This is a genomic window from Martinezella miluonensis, from assembly GCF_900094545.1.
Taxonomy (GTDB): Bacteria; Pseudomonadota; Alphaproteobacteria; order Rhizobiales; family Rhizobiaceae; genus Rhizobium; species Rhizobium miluonense.
In genome coordinates, this window is record NZ_FMAH01000012.1 from 1 (window position 1) to 19664 (window position 19664).

18 protein-coding genes and 1 rRNA gene are annotated in these 19664 nt (G+C 59.9%); 8 read left to right on the forward strand and 11 right to left on the reverse strand.

Features of this window, described 5'->3' with window-relative positions:
* From GA0061102_RS12530 to GA0061102_RS12565, 7 genes are all read right to left on the reverse strand, one after another.
* A 16S ribosomal RNA gene (locus GA0061102_RS12530) occupies window positions 1–310 on the reverse strand; the annotation flags it as partial.
* Between the two features lie 752 nt (window positions 311–1062).
* Window positions 1063–1485, reverse strand: coding sequence for a DoxX family protein (locus tag GA0061102_RS12540; protein WP_208858644.1), 423 nt, complete (start codon window positions 1483–1485; stop codon window positions 1063–1065).
* A gap of 279 nt (window positions 1486–1764) precedes the next feature.
* On the reverse strand, window positions 1765–3039 hold the full coding sequence (locus tag GA0061102_RS12545) for a D-tagatose-bisphosphate aldolase, class II, non-catalytic subunit (protein ID WP_092847477.1): 1275 nt from the start codon (window positions 3037–3039) through the stop codon (window positions 1765–1767).
* Window positions 3036–3992, reverse strand: a complete 957-nt coding sequence (locus tag GA0061102_RS12550) for a tagatose kinase (RefSeq protein ID WP_092847479.1) — start codon at window positions 3990–3992, stop codon at window positions 3036–3038. The genes GA0061102_RS12545 and GA0061102_RS12550 overlap by 4 nt, the downstream gene beginning before the upstream one ends.
* 2 nt (window positions 3993–3994) lie before the next feature.
* On the reverse strand, window positions 3995–4918 hold the full coding sequence (locus GA0061102_RS12555) for an ABC transporter permease (protein WP_092847896.1): 924 nt from the start codon (window positions 4916–4918) through the stop codon (window positions 3995–3997).
* Window positions 4919–4986: 68 nt separating this feature from the next.
* Window positions 4987–6531: a sugar ABC transporter ATP-binding protein gene (locus GA0061102_RS12560; protein WP_092847483.1), complete on the reverse strand. Its 1545-nt coding sequence runs from the start codon at window positions 6529–6531 to the stop codon at window positions 4987–4989.
* Window positions 6532–6675: 144 nt separating this feature from the next.
* Window positions 6676–7578, reverse strand: a complete 903-nt coding sequence (locus GA0061102_RS12565; RefSeq protein ID WP_092847486.1) for a substrate-binding domain-containing protein — start codon at window positions 7576–7578, stop codon at window positions 6676–6678.
* Window positions 7579–7933: 355 nt separating this feature from the next.
* Here GA0061102_RS12565 and GA0061102_RS12570 point away from each other — a divergent pair, with 355 nt between their 5' ends.
* A complete protein-coding gene (locus GA0061102_RS12570) occupies window positions 7934–8962 on the forward strand; it encodes a LacI family DNA-binding transcriptional regulator (protein ID WP_092847492.1) in 1029 nt (342 codons plus the stop codon).
* Between the two features lie 101 nt (window positions 8963–9063).
* Here the strand turns inward: GA0061102_RS12570 and GA0061102_RS12575 are convergent, their stop codons facing one another.
* The 4 genes from GA0061102_RS12575 to GA0061102_RS12590 form a co-directional block, all read right to left on the reverse strand.
* Entirely contained in the window at window positions 9064–9915 is an 852-nt protein-coding gene (locus GA0061102_RS12575) for a sigma-70 family RNA polymerase sigma factor (protein WP_245297993.1), read from the reverse strand.
* A 10-nt stretch (window positions 9916–9925) separates the two neighbouring features.
* Window positions 9926–10843, reverse strand: a complete 918-nt coding sequence (locus tag GA0061102_RS12580) for an alpha/beta fold hydrolase (RefSeq protein WP_092847496.1) — start codon at window positions 10841–10843, stop codon at window positions 9926–9928.
* 83 nt (window positions 10844–10926) lie between these two features.
* Window positions 10927–11562, reverse strand: a complete 636-nt coding sequence (locus GA0061102_RS33975; protein WP_159432160.1) for an EthD family reductase — start codon at window positions 11560–11562, stop codon at window positions 10927–10929.
* A 175-nt stretch (window positions 11563–11737) separates the two neighbouring features.
* Window positions 11738–12550, reverse strand: a complete 813-nt coding sequence (locus tag GA0061102_RS12590) for a helix-turn-helix transcriptional regulator (protein WP_092847504.1) — start codon at window positions 12548–12550, stop codon at window positions 11738–11740.
* 185 nt (window positions 12551–12735) lie between these two features.
* On the opposite strand from GA0061102_RS12590, the gene GA0061102_RS12595 reads away from it, so the two are divergent.
* From GA0061102_RS12595 to GA0061102_RS12625, 7 genes are all read left to right on the forward strand, one after another.
* A complete protein-coding gene (locus GA0061102_RS12595) occupies window positions 12736–13827 on the forward strand; it encodes an ABC transporter ATP-binding protein (RefSeq protein ID WP_092847508.1) in 1092 nt (363 codons plus the stop codon).
* Between the two features lie 22 nt (window positions 13828–13849).
* Window positions 13850–15013 (forward strand): polyamine ABC transporter substrate-binding protein, encoded by a 1164-nt coding sequence (locus GA0061102_RS12600; RefSeq protein ID WP_092847511.1) that lies wholly within the window; start codon window positions 13850–13852, stop codon window positions 15011–15013.
* 84 nt (window positions 15014–15097) lie between these two features.
* Window positions 15098–15964 (forward strand): ABC transporter permease, encoded by an 867-nt coding sequence (locus GA0061102_RS12605; protein ID WP_092847513.1) that lies wholly within the window; start codon window positions 15098–15100, stop codon window positions 15962–15964.
* Window positions 15964–16776, forward strand: a complete 813-nt coding sequence (locus GA0061102_RS12610) for an ABC transporter permease (RefSeq protein WP_092847517.1) — start codon at window positions 15964–15966, stop codon at window positions 16774–16776. The genes GA0061102_RS12605 and GA0061102_RS12610 overlap by 1 nt, the downstream gene beginning before the upstream one ends.
* A 13-nt stretch (window positions 16777–16789) precedes the next feature.
* Window positions 16790–17551, forward strand: a complete 762-nt coding sequence (locus GA0061102_RS12615; protein WP_092847520.1) for an SDR family NAD(P)-dependent oxidoreductase — start codon at window positions 16790–16792, stop codon at window positions 17549–17551.
* Window positions 17552–17894: 343 nt separating this feature from the next.
* Entirely contained in the window at window positions 17895–19103 is a 1209-nt protein-coding gene (gene hmpA / locus GA0061102_RS12620) for an NO-inducible flavohemoprotein (protein ID WP_092847523.1), read from the forward strand.
* A gap of 75 nt (window positions 19104–19178) precedes the next feature.
* Window positions 19179–19655 (forward strand): RrF2 family transcriptional regulator, encoded by a 477-nt coding sequence (locus GA0061102_RS12625; protein WP_092847526.1) that lies wholly within the window; start codon window positions 19179–19181, stop codon window positions 19653–19655.
* Window positions 19656–19664 lie beyond the last annotated feature (9 nt).

Genomic DNA, 19664 nt, shown 5'->3' on the forward strand with positions numbered 1-19664 from the left:
TAGGAGTTTGGGCCGTGTCTCAGTCCCAATGTGGCTGATCATCCTCTCAGACCAGCTATGGATCGTCGCCTTGGTAGGCCTTTACCCCACCAACTAGCTAATCCAACGCGGGCTCATCTCTTGCCGATAAATCTTTCTCCCGAAGGACACATACGGTATTAGCACAAGTTTCCCTGCGTTATTCCGTAGCAAAAGGTAGATTCCCACGCGTTACTCACCCGTCTGCCGCTCCCCTTGCGGGGCGCTCGACTTGCATGTGTTAAGCCTGCCGCCAGCGTTCGTTCTGAGCCAGGATCAAACTCTCATGTTGAGAATTCAATCTCGACTAAATCACGTCATTCTGAATCGACGAGAACTCACACCCATCACAAAACGCATCACTGCGATAATAATGAGGTGTATTCTCTTGTTCAAAACGTGACCGTCGAAGTCTATTCAAAGAACCGGCATCTCTGCCAATCCCGCAAGCTCCGCCGCCCACGTTTCTCTTTCTTCTCATCTTCAATTGTCAAATAACAGACCAGAAAACCCAGTCGAAATCCATTCCCGCAATCCCAGGCACCTAAGCCCAGAACCATCAATCAGCATCGCAGCCAATCCAGGAAACACCAGAGCGAAGGTCTTCGTCGCCAGCAGCGCCGCCGCCCTCGTCAGTGATCGGGCTTATAAAGGTACTTCCGTCTCGAGGTCAATGGCAGACTTTTGAAAAATCGCGAAAATCTTATAAAGCACTGAAAAATTTCGATTTTTAAGCAATTGTCTATTCAACCGCTTCTAAGCCTCCATCCCCAGGCGCCTTAAACCTCGGCAAAGATGCAATAAGCTCGCGAGTAGAGGCAGACGCAGGCCGGTCGAACGCTTCTCGACCGATCCAGCCGCAACGATAGCCCCCTGCCCCGTGACTTTGATCCGGCGGCTGATACGCTGGATCAGCCCCGCATCATCCAAAGCGAACGTCATCGACAGGCCGGCCAAGTTCATTAGCCGGACGATCTTCTCGTGGCGGGCAAGTCCGCTCTGCTCGCTATAGAGCCGCCAGGGCTGTTCGATGAAGCTGAATACTCACGCCAGGCCCGGCCTGCCCAACTTGACGGCAAGCACATTCCCCGGCCCATGCACGGCAGCGAAGAACAGACCAGCCAGGAAAGTGAAGTGGTCGATAAAGAAGCCGAATTCGGCCTGGTTGCCCGCCCAGTGCGCCGGGCCATGAAACGAGAAGCCGAGGAAGATGACATAGACGGCCGCGACGAACGCCGCCGGGGTGAAGAAGGCGCCGGTCAGGAAGGCGAGTACCAGCAGCACTTCGAGGATCGCCGCACACCACGCCAGGAATAGCGGGAACGGGAAGCCGACGGCAGCGATATAGCCGGCGGTCGCGCTCATATCCATGAACTTGAACGAAACGGCCATCAGGAAGACAGCAGCGAAGATCAGGCGTGCAATAAGAATGGCAGCAATCTGCCAGATTGATTGAGTGTTTTCCACGATGTCCCTCCGGGTTGAAGCGGTTGATGCTCCAAGGACGGCCGGTAGAAGGAGATTCCGACAGAGAGGTGGCGATTTTTTTGTCGAGACGACCGCGTGCGTCTCACGACAGGGTTAATGTCAGATTTTTCCGGTCACCATCTGCCCTGCCCCGCTGCAGGCTTGTGATCATTGCCGATGCGGCAATTGACTTCGGGTTTTTCCATGGGAGATTCCCGCCTGCCTTCCCGCCTCCCCGGCCGGCGGTCCCTATCTGGCATGGGTATCCTGGCGCCGAAGCTAGGATGCTGCCTGATTATAGGTGCGAATGACGCTGCGGACGGCTTCCAGCACCAGCGTGTGCGCCTTCGCTTCCACTCTACCGGCGGCGACGGCCGGATAGAGGGCGCCGAGATACTGGCTGATAAGGGTCTCCGGCAGTTCTTGTTCCCCCAGCCGTTCGAACAGCCGCTCGACGAGGGCCGCTGCATCGTGATGCGGCCAGTAGTAGCGGATGCGATCGCTATAGGAGAAATGCCGCTGTATGCGCAGCTCCCCCTCATTACCATGATAATATTTCTGCCAGTTCTTCGGCTCTGCCAGCAGCAGCGCCTCCATGCCCGGGCGCAAGGTCTCCGGGCCTCCGTCAAGAAATGCGGCGATCTGGTCGAGACCGTAGAGCGCTTCTCGAAGCGCGAAGGTGAGGCCCGGGCCGACCTTTAGGATAGCAAATCCATCTTCAACGAGCCCGCGCAATGCAGATGCCGGCTGATAGTCGGTAGAGTGCGCTTCGAAGACGAATTGCGGCATACGGCCCAGAACGCTGCTGAGGTTGCGGGCGGCCGTGCGGTCATAGACCACGATGTTCTCATTGCCGAATTCGACGCCTGGCTGCACCACGACGCCGATGGCGCGGGCGAAGGCATTTTCGAGACCAAGGGCTGCAAAGGCGCGACGGTGCACCTCGACGGTTTCCAGTGCCGCCTCCGGGCTGGTCAGTTCCAGGTGGTCAAGCGCCTCCATGGCTCCGCCGGGGATCGGTACTTCCGTACCAACGATATAGACAGGCAGATCAAAGCCCGATTCCGCGGCTGCCTTTTCAGCAACCAGCGCAAGGCGCGCGGCGCGTTCGGCGGTGACGGCATCCGACAGCGCCACCGGCTCGCCGGCGCAGCCCATCGACGTATCGAGGTGGATTTTCGTGAAGCCGGCGCGCACGAAGGCGTCCATCATCACTTCGGAGCGCTGCATCGCCTCTTCCGCGGGCAGGTGCTTCCAGGGGTTGGGGCCAAGATGGTCGCCACCGAGGATCAGCCGGCGCGTGTCGAAACCGACGCGGGCGGCGATTTCTTCCACGAAACGGCGGAAATCGGCAGGTGTCATGCCGGTATAGCCGCCCTCCTGGTTGACCTGGTTGCAAGTGGCCTCGATCAGCACGTCCGTATCGGTCGCAAGTCCCTCCAGGAAAGCGGCTTCGATGACGAGCGGATGAGCCGAGCAAATGGAAGCAATGCCGCGCCGTTCGCCGGCCGCGTAGCGGGCAGGAAGCGTGCTGAGGGTCTTGGTGCTGCTCATGACGATACTCCGGAAAGATTGCGGGCGGCGAGGAAGGCTTCGATCTCAGTCATGCTGGAGGTACCTTCCATCGGCCCCTTGACGCCCACGGCGCGCGCGCCCGTGGCGTTGGCAATGACAAGGGCCTTGTCCGCGGCCATGCCGCGCAGCCAGCAGGTGACGAAGGCCGCGCCGAAACTGTCGCCGGCGCCGGTCGGGTCGACCTCCTCCACCTTGAATGCCGGAGCCAGGGTCTCGCCGGAGACGTCGAAATAGCTGGCGCCTTTGGCGCCGCGTTTGATCACGACGGCCTTGATGCCGCGCGCCAGCAATTCCGCGACAGCAGCCTTTTCCTCAGTGGCTCTGGTAAACAGAAAGATTTCGTCACCGCTCGGCATGAACAGGTCGGTATTCTCAAGCGCATGGCCGAGCGCTTCGCGCATGCCGGGCAGGTCCAGCATCTCCTTGCGGATGTTGGGATCGAAGGAGACCGTGCCGCCCTTCGCCTTGATGCCCCGCGTCGCCTCATGAATGGCGGCGACGATGCCGTCGGAGAAGAGCGCCGAGCCCATGATATGCAGGTGGTCGGCGGTCTCGACCAGCGCCTCGGCTGCGGGTGTCAGCCCGATCGCCGAGCAGGCGCTGTGCTTGATGTTGAAGATGAAGTCCCGGTTGCCGTCCGGCCTGTAGCACACGAAGGCGCTGCCGGTCGCCGCCGTCGGGTGCACGGCGATGGCCGAGACATCCGCGCCGTCGTTCCGCAGACGTTCGACATTGAGCACGCCGAAATCGTCATTGCCGACGGCGCTGACGATGCCGCAGGGCTGGCCTAGCTTGGCGGCCTGGTCGATGAAGATCGCCGGAGCGCCGGAGGCAAAGGGGCCGATTAGCGGGATGGCAGAACGGAAACCATTACCGGTCTCGACCGCCATGATCTCGACGACGATCTCCCCGATGGTGATGATCTTCTTCATGCTCACGTCCGCACCGCCTTGCTGCGCACGTCGAGCCAGACGGCGATGAGAATGACGAGGCCCTTGACGATGAGCTGGTAGAAATACGGCACCGACAGCATGTTCATGCCGTTATTGATGACACCGATGATCAATGCGCCAAGAATGGTGCCGACCATCGTGCCGACACCGCCGGCAAGCGAGGTGCCGCCGAGCACGACCGCCGCGATGGCGTCAAGCTCGTAGCCCATCCCCGAATTGGTCTGCGCCGAGGACAGGCGCGAAGAGAGCAGGATGCCGCTGATCGCCGCCATCACGCCTGATATCATGAAGACAATGATCTTGATGCGATCGACGCGGATGCCGGAATAGATCGCCGCTTCGCGGTTGCCGCCGGAAAGGTAGACCTGCCGGCCGAAGATCGATTTGGACAGGACGATGTGATTGATCCCAAAGAGTACGGCCATGATCCAAATGATGATCGGAAGCCCGAGGAGACTATCGGAGCCGATGGCGAGCCATGCATCGTTGTCGATCATGGCCGGTGCGCCATTGGTCGGCAGACTGACGACGCCACGATAGATCCCCATGCTCGCGACAGTCACGATAAAGGAAGGCAGCATCAACTTCGCAGACAGTGCTCCGTTCAGCCCGCCCATGATAGCGCCTGCCGCGAGCGTCAGGAGAATGGTCGGCAGAAAGCCGAAGCCCATAGCGAAGGCCTGCGCCGCCACCATGCCGGCAACCGCGATGATCGAACCGATCGAAAGGTCGATCTCGCCAAGCAGAATGACATAGGTCATGCCGTAGGCCGCAACGGCGACCACCGCCACCTGCTGCATGATGTTCATGAAGTTGTTGAGGGCGAGGAAGCGCGGGCTCAACACCGAGAAGACGATGCAGAGCACGGCAAGGGAAACGATGATGCCGCCATACTGGCGCACCATCGGCGAACGGAAGAACGACTGGCGGACTTCGGCGTCCGCTACCTTACTCTGCGTAGTCTGGACATTGCTCATGCGTGCATCCCCGCTGCATAGGTCATAACGGTTTCGGGTGTCAGGCCCTCGGCATCGAGCACAGCGGCCAGGCTCCTGTTGTGCATCACGACGACGCGATCGCTGAGGCCAAGCACCTCTGGCAGTTCCGAGGAGACCATCAGGATCGCCGCACCTTCGGCGGCGAGTTCACGAATGATGCGGTAGATCTCGAATTTCGCGCCGACGTCGACGCCGCGTGTCGGTTCGTCGAGGATCAGCACGCGCGGCCTGATCTGCAGCCACTTGGCAAGCACGATCTTCTGCTGGTTGCCGCCGCTGAGCGATCCGGCTGTGGTGTCGATCGAAGCCGCCTTGATGGCGAGGCGCAGCACTTCCGCCTTGGCGGCTGCGCGTTCGGCACTGCCGCGCATCAAACCGAACGGGCCGGCAAGCTGCTTCAGCGCCACCATGTTGACATTGCGCTCGACGCTGTGCGCAAGCACGAGCCCCTCTTCCTTGCGGTTTTCCGTTACGAAGGCGATACCGTTGCGGATCGCGTCCGAGGGCGAGGCGAGCGTCAACGGCTTGCCGTCAAGGAGGATCTGCCCTTCGGGGCGTTCCATGCCAAAGAGCGCCTTCATGATGTCGGACCGGCCGGAGCCGATCAGACCGAAAAGACCGACGACTTCGCCCGGCTTCACATAGATGGAAACATCGTGGAATTTCCCCGGCACTGTGAGGTTTTTCGTCGCCAGGACGGGCGCAATGCCCGCGGCCGGACGCGGCGCCACGCGCGGCGGATAGATATCCTGCATTTCGCGGCCGACCATCAGCGCGATCAGCTTGTCGATGCTAGTCTCGCTCTTTTCCATCGTTGTCACGTATTCGCCGTCGCGGATGACGGTGATGTCGTCGGAAAGCCGCATGATTTCTTCCATGCGGTGCGAGATGTAGATGATCGCTTTGCCCCGCGCCTTCAGCCGCCCGATGATCGAGAACAGGATTTCCGCCTCGCTATCGGAAAGCGAGGACGTCGGTTCGTCGAGGATGACCACGTCCGCAGGCAGGCTGAGCCCCTTAGCGATCTCGACGAGCTGGCGCTGGGCGATGGAGAGGTCGCCGACCTTGGCATGCACATCGACCGGCAGACCAAGATCCTCGATGAGCGCTTCGGCCTTGGCGACAAGCTCGCGGTCGCGGACGAAGCCGAAGCGGCTCGGCTCGTGGCTTGCAAATATGTTCTGCGCGACCGAAAGGTTTCGGCAGAGACTGAGTTCCTGGAAGACAATGGAAATGCCGTGCGCGCGGGCATCGCGCGGGTTCTGCGGCTGGTATGCCTTACCGGCGAGCAGGATTTCGCCGGAGGTCGGCCTGTAGACCCCGGCGAGGATTTTCATCAGCGTGGACTTGCCCGCACCGTTCTCCCCCAGCAGCGTGTGAACGCGACCGCGGCGAACCTTAAGGTTCATGCGCTTCAACGCCTGCACGGCGCCGAAGGACTTGACGACATCGCGGATTTCCAGCGCCGTCTCGGCGCCTCGCGACGCCTCTTCCTTTATGGCTGCATTGCTCTGTGTCACGCACGCTCCTCCCCGGCCGTGTGCTCGGCAGCAGCAAGCCCGGCTGTTGGCGAATGAAATGGACTGCAGTCCGCACGGCGGATGGCAGATGGGCCACCCGCGCAAGATAATGGCGGCGGCCCCGCGGCCGCCGCGAAATGCGGTCTACTTGGTCTCGCCGTCCTTGGTCACGACGCCGGGCACGATCGGCTGCTTGGCCGGAACAGTCTCGCCCTTGATGACCTTGACGGCCGTTTCGACGGCAACCTTGCCCATCTGGTCCGGATACTGGGCGATGACGCCAACCATGACCGGATCGTTCTTCACGGCGTTGCGCGCCTCTTCCATGCCATCGAAGCCGATAACCTTGACCTGACTTTCCAGCTTGGCGGCCTTCACGGCGGAAGCGGCGGCAAGAGCGGCGTCGTCACCGAAGCCGAAGATGCCGACGATGTCGGGATTGGCTTGCAGCATGTTCTGGGCAGCGGCCAGCGCTTCCGGCCGGGTGATGCCCGTCTGAATGGCGGCAATCTTGATGTCCGGATATTTTTCCAGACCCTTCTTGAAACCTTCGACGCGATCGACGACCGACTGCACCGTCGGGTAGTCGATAACGGCGACCTTGCCCTTGCCGCCGACGCTCTTTGCCATCAGCTCGGCAGCCTTCTCGCCGCCGGCAAAATTGTCCGTTCCGACGAAGGAAGTGACATCGGCATCAACAGCGGGAACATCAACGGTGATGACCTTGATACCGGCCTTCTCAGCCTTCTTGATCGCTGCGCGCACGCCCTTGCTATCGACCGGCGAGATGACGATCACGTCGACGCCCTTGGTGATGAAGTCCTCGACGTCGGCGAGCTGCTTGGAAAGATCCTGGTTAGCGATGGCCACTTCCAGCGAGACCTTCTCCGCCTGAGCTTCCTTCTTCATCGCATTCGCGAGCGAAATGTAGAACGGATGCTGCTGGGTCAGAAGCGATGCGCCGATGCCTTCCGCAGAGGCGACACTTGCCATCAAGGCAAGGGCAGCGCCGGAAAGAAGAATACGACCGAGCGTTTTGCGAAGCATGATTTCCTCCAATGGCCGGTCTCGCCGGCTGCTGTGATGAATGCGTGAAGCCTTCCCTGCCGGCCGCGGCCTAAACCGCTTTTCCTCTCCTGCGCAGGACCGATCCACCCGTATCGGGCGATGTTCGTATGCCATCGATTAAACATCGCGTCAATCAATTTCTTTACACGTGAAAACTTCTAAGGCGGGCGGAAATTTGTTGGTAACGTTGGATTTGGCGGCTATATATGCGATGAAGAGCTATGGCGGCCTGGAAGCAGGCGCAGATCCCGCTGATAGGCATAAAGAATTATTTTTACACATGATAATTAGACGCGGAAATGCGTCAAAACCGTTGCGAATCTCGGAAGCGATCATGAGCGAAAGCAAAATCCGGACGATGGAGGAGTTCGCCGCGGCAAGCGGGCTTTCCCGCCCGACCGTCTCGAAATATTTCGACAACCCCGAAAGCGTGAAGCCCTCCACCCGCGCCCGCATCGAAAAAGCGCTGAAGGACTATGACTATCGGCCCAACATCTTCGCAGTCAGCCTCAACCGCAAGAATCCGAAAAACATCGGGCTGATCGTCCCGCACATTTCGGATCCGTTCTATGCCGAGATCGTGCGGCAGATAGAGATGCGCTGCTTTGCGGAGGGCTATTGGACGATCGTGCTGTCATCCCACGGGGAACGCAAGCTGGAGGCTCGGGCCATGCGCACCCTTCTCTCTCTGAACATTGCCGGCGTCCTGATGGCGCCGCTCGGCTTCGAGACCGATGCGCGCCTGCTCGAAAACCTTGCCAACGCCATGCCGACGGTCTTCCTCGACAACAGCATCGGCGACCGGCCCTTTGTCGGCACAGACAACCGCAAAAGCATCGGCAACATCACCGAATATCTGTGCAGGACCGGCGAACATCCCTGCTTCCTGGAAATGCCGGCCGTCAACCAGAATGCCCTCGAGCGGCGCAGCGCCTATGTTGCAACGATGGAGCGCCTGGGGCTGGAGCCCATCACATTGCCGATACCGGCCAAGGATTGGAATTTCGAGCAATTGGGCTACGAGGCCGCTGGGCGCATGCTTGATGGTTCCGGCTTTCCGACGCGCACTGTGCTCTGCGCCAACGACCGGCTCGCCTTTGGCGTCATCGCGGCCGCCTTCGAGCGACGCCGACGCGTTGGGCACGACAGCGATTGCGACCTGCGTGTGGCCGGCCATGATGACCATCCGCTCAGCCGCTTCACCTGTCCGCCGCTGACCACCATGGCCCAGGACTACCAGGGCATCGCCGCCGCCGGCATCGACATGCTGTTTTCAAGGATCGGCGGAATGCCGGAGAAGTCCAGCGACCAGGGCAAGGCGATGCATCTGGAAGCGCGGCTCATCATGCGACAATCCGCATAAGCATGCCGATGCTCAACTCCGTAGCGACACTGCCGAGAGAAACGAAGGCCCGGTAAGGAAGCTTCACGCGCTTTCTCAGGCGCCTCGGAATGGCGGCGCATTTATCCCAACCGCACCCAATCCATGGCCTCGAGCACATAGGGCGCGAATAAGAAATCCCGGATCTGGATAATGCGGCTTTCCGACCATTCGACCAGAACAAAATGCGCCGGTCTTTCCATCGGGCCGTTGCCGTCGAAGACGAGCATGGCTGGCCGTCCTTCGACCGCGCCAAAGGCGAACCGCCACTTCGCCACTTCGGCATAGCGTGTGAAATAAGGGGTAGTCTTTTCACGCCCTTGCCACTGGAGCCGGTTCACCAATTCCAGCTTCACGTCATCGGCAAGCATGGCGCGGATAGCGTCGAAATCCCCGTTCCGAAACATGTCGACATAAGCGATGATCTTCTGCCGATCCAGATCGGACATCAGCGGCAGCCTTGCATCCTCAGGTTCCTGTGCGAGCAGCCTGAGCGTAATGCGCGCCCGCTGGAGCGCCGATTTGGCTGCCGCCGGAGAGCATTCGGCGATGCTTGCGATCTCGTCGACCGAATGCCCCAGAACATCCTTGAGGATTACCGCGCAGCGCTGGAGTTCAGGCAGCCGCAGAAACGTCTGAAAACCAACTGCGACGATATCCGCCTCGGGTATGGGCTCGGCTTCGATGTCCTCGGTGAGCGGAACAACCGTATTTCGCGACCTGCTACGCAGGAAGTCCAGGCTCGCATTGTGGGCGATGCGAAACAGCCAGCCCTCGAGATTATCCACCTCGGCCCCCTGGCTTCGTGCTTGGAGGGCCTTCACGAGCGTATCCTGCAAGACATCCTCGCCATTGACGGCCGATCCCGTCATGCGCGCGCAGTAGCGATAAAGGCGTGGCCGCAGCGCTTGCAGGCGATCTTCGAATCCATCCATGTCCATAAACCTACCGTACTTCCGCGCTCAGTTCTGCCAAGGATCGGACACCGATGTCGATGAGGATCTTCGACAGGTTAGCCGGCTGTGACAGGAATGGCGAGTGGCTGCTTTCCAATGTGTGGATCACTGTCTTGCCGCCGATCGCGTCATCAACGGTAGCAATCATATGATCCTGGCCGGCCAACGGAACTGCACGATCCTGGGTGCAACGGATATAGTGGCGCCGCACCGTACCAAATCTTGCCGGCGTAATCTGCGATGGAGCCAGAGCGCCAGCGTTGGATTCGTCGCAATGAAGCTGCGACGCCGCATGTACGAATTCGTTCTCCGACACATCGGCATAAAACGAAGCCTTGAGCAGCGACCTATAGGCCTCGTCGGTCGATCCGGCATGGATCCTGGTCGCGCCAATGGCGATGGGGTCACCTGTGAACAGCTGAGGCGCCAGGGCGGAAGACATGGTTTCATGCTGGAGCATGGCAAGCAACGGCATGCCGTTCGGGACCATGAACCCGGCAAGATAAACAACCGCGAGAAGCAGGTCAGGAACCCTTTCAGCCACCGCCGAAATCGTCATCCCGCCAGCCGAGTGCCCTACAAGAATGACTCTACCGTCAGCACGTGATGCCGCCTCTTCTACCAAGGCGATCACCGCTTGCGTCCGTTCCTCCTGCGTCACGTCCGCAACAGGTGACCGCTCCATAGCAAACGCGCCGGCGTCGAATGGGTGACGATTGAGTGACGTGGGCGCTATCGCATTTGCCCCTGCGCCGGGAAGGTCGAGCGTCAAGGCGGCAAAGCCGCTCGCTTCAAGGATTGGCGTAATTCTGTTCCACGCTGAACGATTGTGCCAACCGCCGTGAACCAGCACAAAAACGGCCTTGGGTGCTGACATTGCTGAGCTCTCCCTATCTGATGTTATCATTTGGCAACTTATCCGAACGGCAAGCGGCCATTCCGCCGCCGACCTGTCTCCTCGCCCACGGAACGGACAAGGGGATATGAGGGTCAGACCGTTTTGTTGTCGAAAAGGTACATTTGAACACCCGACTCATCAGGCGCATAAATTCGGCGATCCGCAGCGGCGGCTTGCCCCTCCGGGCTTGCGAAGGCTGTTTTGATTGCTGCAAGGTCATCGAAATGCAGCGTCCCGATCCGATAAACATCGGGCGAGCCGGCCGGCGTTGCGATGGGGCCGTGGCTGACGTCGTAACTCCTGAGCCCCGGAAGCTTCTTGGCAAGAGGCACGTGGATGTCGAAGTAATGCCGGTCAAATGCCTCCGTGTCCTTCGGCGTCCGATAGATCACCACCATCTGGGCCATTCCAGCTTTCGTTTGCTGGTTGTGTGATGCAGGCTCGGCCGCGTGCTCGTGAGCCACCGCAGAGCCCATGAGCGAATCCAGGCTTGCCAGTTCGGCGATCCTCGGGAAGTAGGCCTTCATGCGCGGATCGCTGCGCATCGCCTCGACGGCTGCGGGAGTCTCCCATTCGGAGTAGATGACGACGCCGGCGCCGTCTTCGGCTGCGATCAGCCGGGTCGTCTTCCAGCCAGGCAGCGTGCGGATCACGGTATCTATATTCTCTTTCAGGAGCGCGATCAGCGCATCCTGCTTCCCCAGTTTGACCCGCAGGAGATTGACCAAAATAACGGGTTCGTTGGACATGGCATGTTTCCTTCTGTTTCGGATATGCCAAGGACGATCCGAAGGTCGGAAACGGATCGCGACCTAGAAGATTTTTTGGAGAGCGTCCCGAACCGGGCGATATTCAAAAAAATGCGGGTTGGCGATCAGCCGAAAAGGGCCATCCCCGACACCGCTATGCGAGGTTCTTGAGGTAGAGCGAGAGCAGCTGGGTCTGTGAGGAAATGCCGAGTTTGCGGTAGACGTTGCGCCGGTGAACCTTCACCGTCCCCGTGGAGATATTGAGCCTCAGGCCGATCGATTCCGACGAATGTCCCTGCAGGACGAGTTCGACGATAGCAGTCTCGCGGCCTGTCAGGTTGAGATCCCGCCAGACCGCTTCGGCTGGCGCAATATTCTCGTTCTGACCTTGCCGGCGCTTACTCTTGCTGCCGGCAGCCAATTGCGCATCGAAGCGCGAGGCGAGGCCGGACCAATAATGCCTTACCATGTTTGCAACGAGCGGCTCGACCTTCTTGAGCGTCATGAATTCGGCGGGTGGGAAAACCCCGGTCGTCTCACGCCGCATGAGGGACAGGACGATAGTGACATCTTCGTCTGCATTGACGAAGAAACCGATCTCCTCGGCAAGCCCGGTCTGGACATAATAGGTTCGGTAATATTCGCTGGAAAAAAAGCGGTCCGGTGCCAGCTCCCGCATCCTCAGCACGCCTTCACGGCGTTCGCGCGCCGTATGATAGAACGGATCGAGCAAATAGGGGCCGGCCTGATAGAGCGTGACGAAGACAACGTGCTCCTCTCGGTCGAAGGTGCTGTAGAGATCGATCGGCCGCTCTTTGCCGCGATAGGCGAAGACAACAACGTAATCGAACCGTACCAGCGCCGCCATCATCTGGCGGAAGGTCTCGCCGAACTCGGCATCCGCCATCGTCGATCTGCCGATCGTGGCGTTGAAGGCGGAAAACAGTCCTTCAAGGTCGGTGCTCATGTGACGGATCCCCTCTCCCGCCCTGCGCCATCTAGCGCAGCCCTATATACACCTTCCATGAAGCATTGCGCGCTGAAATACCTCTTTCGGGGTATATACCTCGCAAGAGGCGCAGGCTTACTCTTTCCTTAACGACGGTGGCAATAAGGCAGATCAAGACTGCCGACCAACCGCAGGGAACAAACGTGGCATCCGCTTCAACGAACGACATCGAATTCCGTTCGGTCACAAAAGCCTATGGCGCCGTGACAGCCGTAACGGACATCAATCTCAATGTGCCCAAGGGCGCATTCCTGGCGCTTCTCGGACCTTCCGGCTGCGGCAAGACGACCTGCCTGCGCATGATCGGCGGTTTCGAACAGCCGAGCGAGGGCACGGTGCTGATCGACGGGCGCGAGATGAATGGCGTTCCAGCCTACCGGCGCCCTGTGAACATGGTGTTCCAGCACTATGCGCTCTTTCCGCATTTCAATGTCGCGCAGAACGTCGCCTACGGGCTGAAGCAGATGCGGCCAAAGGTCGGCGCTGCCGAGATTGACCGGCGTGTGGCCGAAGCGCTCGAGATGGTCCGGCTCGGCGGCTTCGCCAAGCGGCGCATTCATGAAATGTCAGGCGGGCAGCAGCAGCGCGTCGCGCTGGCGCGCGCCATCGTCAATCGCCCCTCCGTACTCCTGCTCGACGAACCGCTGGCCGCCCTCGACAAGAAGCTGCGCTCGGCCATGCAGATCGAGCTGCAGACGCTGCAGCGCGAACTCGGCATCACCTTCGTTCTCGTCACCCATGACCAGGAGGAAGCGCTGTCGATGGCCGATGTCGTCTGCGTCATGAGCGCCGGCCGCATCCGGCAGCTTGGCACGCCGCAGGAAGTCTATGATCGTCCGGCCGATCTTTTTGTCGCCGATTTCGTCGGCAAGACGAACCGCATAGAGGCGATGATGGAAGCCGATGGCGAAACGCTTCGCCTTGCCGACGGCTCGGCACTTTCGGCCGGCAAGCGTCTCGCACCGGGAGCAGCGATTGCGGCATTGCGCCCCGAGGCGATCCATCTGAGCCGCGAGATGGCGGCATCAGGCAAGTCTTTCAAAGGCACCGTGACACACCGCATCTTCCTGGGATCGTCAGCGGAATACGCGGTCACCGTTCCAGGACTGGGCGACTTTTTGATCACTTCGGATCGCCGCAGCATGAGCGAGAGCGATCTCGTGGGGCCGGGCGAACAGGTTTTCCTCCGCTTCGATCCGGCAGCCTTACATGTCTTTCCAGCATCGAATGCATAAGCCAAAACAAGGGAACAGCATCATGAGCAAGGATTATAAGGACAATCTCCCCATTTCAGCCGAAGGCTTCATGGATGAATTCATGCGCCTGAAGCGCGGCTCTGTCAGCCGCCGTCACTTCCTGGGCATCACCGGCCTCGGCCTTGCGACGGCGGTGTTGTCGCGCATCCCCGGCGCGCTTTCGACGCCGGCCTATGCCGCAGGCGAACTCGGCACGCAGATGTCGATCGCAACCTGGCCGAATTATCACGACCCCGCAACCTTCGAGAACTTCAAGACAGCGACCGGCGTCGCAGTCGAAGTCAATGTCTTCGGCTCGAACGAGGAAATGCTCGCGAAACTGCAGGCAGGCGCCTCCGGCTGGTCACTGTTCGTGCCCACCAACTACACGATTTCAACCCATCACAAGCTCGGCCTTATCGAGGAACTTGATCTTTCGAAGATCCCGAATTTTAGCCAGGCAACCGAAAGCCCGCGTTTCACCAAGGAAGGGCAGATCGGCGGCAAGACCTATGCCGTGCCGAAAAATTGGGGCACGACCGGCTTCTCCGTCAACACCTCAAAGATCAAGAGGAAGCTTTCAAGCTGGAAAGATTTCTTCGAAATCGCCCAGACGGAGGCCGATGGCCGCGCCATGGTGCACGACTATCAGCTGACGACCATCGGCAGCGCGCTGGTTTCCCTTGGCTACGATTTCAACTCGATCAAGCCGGAAGAACTCGCCAAGGCCGAAGAATTGCTGATCAAGGTCAAGCCGCATCTCTTCGCCATCAATTCCGACTATCAGCCGTCCATGCGTTCGACAGACGCCTGGCTGACGATGTGCTGGACCAATGACGGCGCGCAGCTCAACCGCGACATGCCCGAGCTTGCCTATGTGCTCGGCAAGGACGGCGGCGAGATCTGGACCGACTATTATGCGATCCCGAAGGATGCGCCGAACAAGGCGGCCGGCTACGCGCTGCTCAATTATCTTATGGATCCGAAGAACGCGGTGAAGGAGCACATCGCCAACGGGGCGCCCACCACCGACAGCCGCGTCATCACACTGCTGCCAAAGGATGTCACGTCGAACAAAATCGTCTATCCGGATGAGGCTGCGCTGACGCCGCTGGAATTCGGTGCCGCCGTTACGCTCACCGATCCGAGCCGCGCCGAGCTGATGGCACGGTTCAAGTCGGCCTGATCGTCCTCGCCCAACTCCGGCCCCTGCTGCCATGGCGGCCAGGGCCGGCCTCGCATCCCGAACCGGCGGATAAAGACCCTCTCGATGCCCCTTAACCCTGCCACCAAACGGCACCTCGTCACCGCTGCCCTTGTCGGTCCGGCAAGCATCTGGCTGTTCGTCTTCCTGGTGCTGCCATTCATCGCCATCATCGTCTTTGCCTTTGGCGAACGTGCCCCGGAAGGCGGGTATCAGGCGGCCTTCACCTTTGCGCAATTCGCCAATCTCGGCTCGCGCTCGGCAGCCTTCATCAATACGCTGATTCTTGCGCCGATCGGCGCGGCGGCCTGCCTGCTGGTCGCCTATCCGGTCGCCTATTATCTGGCGGTGAAGGCAAGTCCGCAGCGTCGTCTGCTGCTCGTCTCGCTTGTCGTCGTTCCCTTCTGGACGAGCCTGCTCGTGCGTACCTATGCCTGGATGTACCTGCTCGGCGCGCGCGGTATCCCGCATCTGCTCGAATACTTCGGAATAGAGAATGTCAGGCTTATCAACACGCCGGGTGCTGTGCTTCTCGGCATCGTCTACGGCTACCTGCCGCTGATGATCATGCCGATCTATGTCAGCCTGGAAAAGCTCGACCGCCGGCTGCTGGAGGCATCGGCTGATCTTGGCGCCAAGCCCATCTCGACCTTCTTCGGCATTACGTTGCCGCTGTCATTGCCAGGTGTCATGACCGGCGTGGCGCTGGTGACGATCCTGCTGCTCGGGGAATATCTGATCCCGCAGCTGCTCGGCGGCGGCAAGGTGTTCTTCATCGGCAATGCGCTGGTCGATCTCTTCCTGCAGTCGCGCAACTGGCCATTCGGATCGGCGATCGCCGTGACGCTGGTTGCCGTCGTCGTCATCGTGCTCTTGGTTGCCATGCGGATTGCCTGGCGCGTTGCGGGCACCCGCCAGGTGGATCTCGTCTGATGCGCGCGCTCGTCACTTTCGTCTATCTGTTCCTCTATACGCCGATCGCGCTCGTCGTGCTGTTTTCCTTCAATGCAGGCCGCAATGCGAGCGAGTTCACCGGCTTTTCCACGCAATGGTATGGGCGTGCACTGTCGAACACCTTCCTAATGGAGGCGTTGCAGAACAGCCTCATCATCGCCTTCACCAGCGCGGCACTGGCCGCGATCTTCGGCACAATGGCAGCGATCGGCCTGGAACGGCTCGGTCCCGGCATGCGCGCCATCTTCGACGGGTTGTTTGCCGCCGCGATCGTCGTTCCGGGCGTCGTCATCGGCATTGCGACGCTGGTGGCGCTGGTGGAAGTTTTCGGCGTCATCAACCCGCTGATCGCGGCCGTCTGGCCCGGCGACCAGCCACCGAAATTCGCGCTCGGCTATGGCTCGATCATCGCGGCACATGGTCTCTTCACCATGGCGCTTGTGACGATGATCGTGAAGGCGCGCATCGCCAGCCTCGGCCGCGACATCGTCGAAGCATCCAGCGATCTCTATGCGACGCCGCTGACCACGTTTCGGCAGATCGTCCTGCCGCAGATCATGCCCTCGATCCTAGCCGGCTTCCTGCTCGCCTTCACCTTTTCCTTCGACGATTTCATCATCGCCTTCTTCGTCGCGGGATCCAATACGACGCTGCCGATCTATGTCTTCGCCTCCATCCGCCGCGGCGTCACGCCAGAGATCAACGCGATCGCGACGATGGTGCTGATCGCATCGCTCGTCCTCATTCTCATCGCGCGTTTCCTGATGCGCGAAAAGACAACGACAAACTGACCAGGGAAATATCATGATACTCAAGGATCGGGTCGCAATCGTCACCGGAGCCGGCTCCGGCATCGGCCGCGCCGGCGCGCTCATCATGGCGCGCGAAGGCGCGCATGTGATTGTCGCCGATATCGATTTGGCAAATGCCGAGGAGACCGTGAGCCAGATAGCCGAGGCAGGCCACAGCGCCGAAAGCATGATGGTCGATGTCATGGATGATCAGGCCCTCGAAGCCGGTATCGCAGCCATTACAACACGACATGGCCGCATCGATATCCTGCATAATCATGCAGGCGCCCAGGTGGCGGGCAATCTGGAGGACGTCGCCGTTTCCGGTTTCGATACGTCTTGGAACCTGAACGTCCGCGCGCATTTCATGGCTTCGCGCCTCGTCATGCCGATCATGAAGAAAGCTGGCAAAGGCGTCATTCTCAACACGTCCTCATCGTCGGGCGTCCTTTATGACCGCGAGATGATCGCCTACACCACGTCCAAACACGCCGTCATCGCCATGACGCGGCAGATGGCAGGCGACTATGCCCGGTTTGGCGTCCGCGTCAACGCGCTCTGCCCCGGCTGGGTCGACACGCCGTTCAACGCGCCGTTCATTACGCAAATGGGTGGACGCAGCGCCATCGAAGGCTATATCGCTGAAAAGGTGCCGCTCGGGCGATGGGCCGACGTTTCGGAAATTGCCGAACCCATCCTCTTTCTTGTCTCAGACCGCTCCTCCTATATGACGGGACAGATCCTCGTCGTCGATGGCGGCGAAACGATCGTCTAGGCCGCTGAAACGTTCGAAAAGACGGTCGTGAGGTGCCGTCGGGCGGGTCCTCTCTGTTTCTTCAGCCGTCCGATCATGCCGCCCGACTACCAGCCAAAACTCGGCGCCGAATAACCTGGCATCGCCGTTATTTGCATTCACCACCCGCCTATCGGCTCGTGACGGTGATGTTGGCGCTCAGATCTCCGTGTAATCACCACAGTTGGCTTTGGCTCCCGCCCCACATTGACACCCGCCTGTGACAGAACCGCACAGGACGGACTCAAAGCTAAAAGATATATTGTAGATATATGTTTTAGAGCATACATCGATGCCGCCACCAACAAAACCATGGAGATCCGAAATGGCTAGAGAACTGAGCGCGGCAACCAAGGCAATCGTGCGGGCCACCGTACCCGCGCTTGCGGCCCACGGCACGGAGATCACCGCCGCCATGTACCTGCTGCTTTTCAAGGACGAGGAGGTTCGCAATTTGTTCAACCAGTCCCACCAAGGCGAAGGCGGCGGGCAGACGAAGGCGCTGGCGCAGGCGATCCTCGCTTATGCGCAAAATATCGATAACCTCGCAGTCCTCGGGCCTGCGGTCGAGCGGATCGCACAAAAGCATGTCGGCCTTCAGATCCAGGAGCATCATTATCCGCATGTCGCCAATGCCCTGCTTGCGGCCATCAAGCAGGTGCTGGGCGATGCCGCAACCGACGAAGTGCTTGCCGCTTGGGGCGAGGCCTATTGGTTCCTGGCGGATATCCTGATCGGCAGGGAAAAGCAGGTCTATGATGAGCTAAGCTCTGCCGAAGGCGGATGGTCCGGCTGGCGCCGTTTCCGCATTGCCGACAAGCGCCGCGAGAGCGACGTCATCACCTCCTTCGTCCTGAAGCCGGAAGATGGCAGGTCAGTCGTCCGCCATCTCCCAGGCCAGTATTTGACATTCCGGATCGTCGTGCCCGGAAAGGGTGAATACCGCCGCAACTACAGCATCTCCTCCGCTCCAAACGGTGAGACATACAGAATTTCCGTCAAACGCGAGCCCTCGGGCCTGATATCGAATTATCTGCATGACAAACTGGTCGTAGGCGATGTGCTCGAGGTTGCACCGCCGGCAGGCGAATTCTTACTCAAGGAGAATACGTCGCGGCCGGTCGTCTTGCTGAGCGGCGGCGTCGGTCTGACGCCGATGGTCAGCATGCTGGAAGCCATGGCGGCAAAAGAGAACAATGCGAATGTCTACTACGTTCACGCCGCTGAAGACGGCAAGGTTCATGCGATGGGCGAGCATGTTCGCAAGCTCATCTTCGGTCGCGATGGGATGAGATCTACAGTCTTCTATCGCGCGCCGCACTCCGACGATCGGAAGGGCGTTCATTACGACCAGGAAGGCTTTGTGACCCTTGAGTGGCTCGCCGAGAACACGCCGCTTAAGGAGGCCGACATCTATCTGTGTGGGCCAAAGCCGTTCCTCGCGACCTTCGTCAATGGACTGGACAGAGCCGGCATACCGAAAGACAGGATCCACTACGAGTTCTTCGGTCCAGCCGACGATCTGGCGGCATAAGACGAGCATCAGGCGGCTGGAGTTCGCTCCGCCGCCTGATTGCTATTATGCTGTGATGGAATCGGGAGAGAATTCATGCGGCTGACAGTTTACTCCGACTATGCGTTGCGGCTGATGATGTATCTCGGCCTTCGCAAGGGCGGCAGCTTGTCGACGATCGACGACGTGGCAGCCGCTTACAGTATCTCCAAGGCTCACCTGATGAAGATCACCAACGAACTCGGCAGGAAGGGTTTGATCGAGACCATACGGGGACGTCAAGGAGGAATGCGCCTCGCCCGTGAAGCATCGGCGATCAGGGTCGGGGATATTGTCCGGGCCTGCGAGCCAGACTTCGCGCTGGTCCCCTGCATGGAGGCTGAAGGCGGCAACGCCTGTGTGGTGCTGCCGGCCTGTGTGCTCAAGCGCGCGCTTGCAACCGCGGCTGCAGCCTTTCTCGAGGTCCTGGATGGTTATACGCTGCAGGACCTCGTCGGACCAACCGTGGCGCTACGCCAACTTCTGGGCATCGAGAATCCTAACCCGGTGCCGAATACGGTAACAAGCAAGTAGCAGCACTCA

Excerpts from the sequence above, each read along its gene's own strand:
- GA0061102_RS12545 (WP_092847477.1), bottom strand. The coding sequence starts at position 3,039 with ATGAGCAGCACCAAGACCCTCAGCACGCTTCCTGCCCGCTACGCGGCC.
- GA0061102_RS12550 (WP_092847479.1), bottom strand. The coding sequence starts at position 3,992 with ATGAAGAAGATCATCACCATCGGGGAGATCGTCGTCGAGATCATGGCG.
- GA0061102_RS12555 (WP_092847896.1), bottom strand. The coding sequence starts at position 4,918 with ATGGTGCGCCAGTATGGCGGCATCATCGTTTCCCTTGCCGTGCTCTGC.
- GA0061102_RS12565 (WP_092847486.1), bottom strand. The coding sequence starts at position 7,578 with ATGCTTCGCAAAACGCTCGGTCGTATTCTTCTTTCCGGCGCTGCCCTT.
- GA0061102_RS12570 (WP_092847492.1), top strand. The coding sequence starts at position 7,934 with ATGAGCGAAAGCAAAATCCGGACGATGGAGGAGTTCGCCGCGGCAAGC.
- GA0061102_RS12575 (WP_245297993.1), bottom strand. The coding sequence starts at position 9,915 with ATGGATGGATTCGAAGATCGCCTGCAAGCGCTGCGGCCACGCCTTTAT.
- GA0061102_RS12580 (WP_092847496.1), bottom strand. The coding sequence starts at position 10,843 with ATGATAACATCAGATAGGGAGAGCTCAGCAATGTCAGCACCCAAGGCC.
- GA0061102_RS12590 (WP_092847504.1), bottom strand. The coding sequence starts at position 12,550 with ATGAGCACCGACCTTGAAGGACTGTTTTCCGCCTTCAACGCCACGATC.
- GA0061102_RS12600 (WP_092847511.1), top strand. The coding sequence starts at position 13,850 with ATGAGCAAGGATTATAAGGACAATCTCCCCATTTCAGCCGAAGGCTTC.
- GA0061102_RS12605 (WP_092847513.1), top strand. The coding sequence starts at position 15,098 with ATGCCCCTTAACCCTGCCACCAAACGGCACCTCGTCACCGCTGCCCTT.
- GA0061102_RS12610 (WP_092847517.1), top strand. The coding sequence starts at position 15,964 with ATGCGCGCGCTCGTCACTTTCGTCTATCTGTTCCTCTATACGCCGATC.
- GA0061102_RS12615 (WP_092847520.1), top strand. The coding sequence starts at position 16,790 with ATGATACTCAAGGATCGGGTCGCAATCGTCACCGGAGCCGGCTCCGGC.
- hmpA (WP_092847523.1), top strand. The coding sequence starts at position 17,895 with ATGGCTAGAGAACTGAGCGCGGCAACCAAGGCAATCGTGCGGGCCACC.
- GA0061102_RS12625 (WP_092847526.1), top strand. The coding sequence starts at position 19,179 with ATGCGGCTGACAGTTTACTCCGACTATGCGTTGCGGCTGATGATGTAT.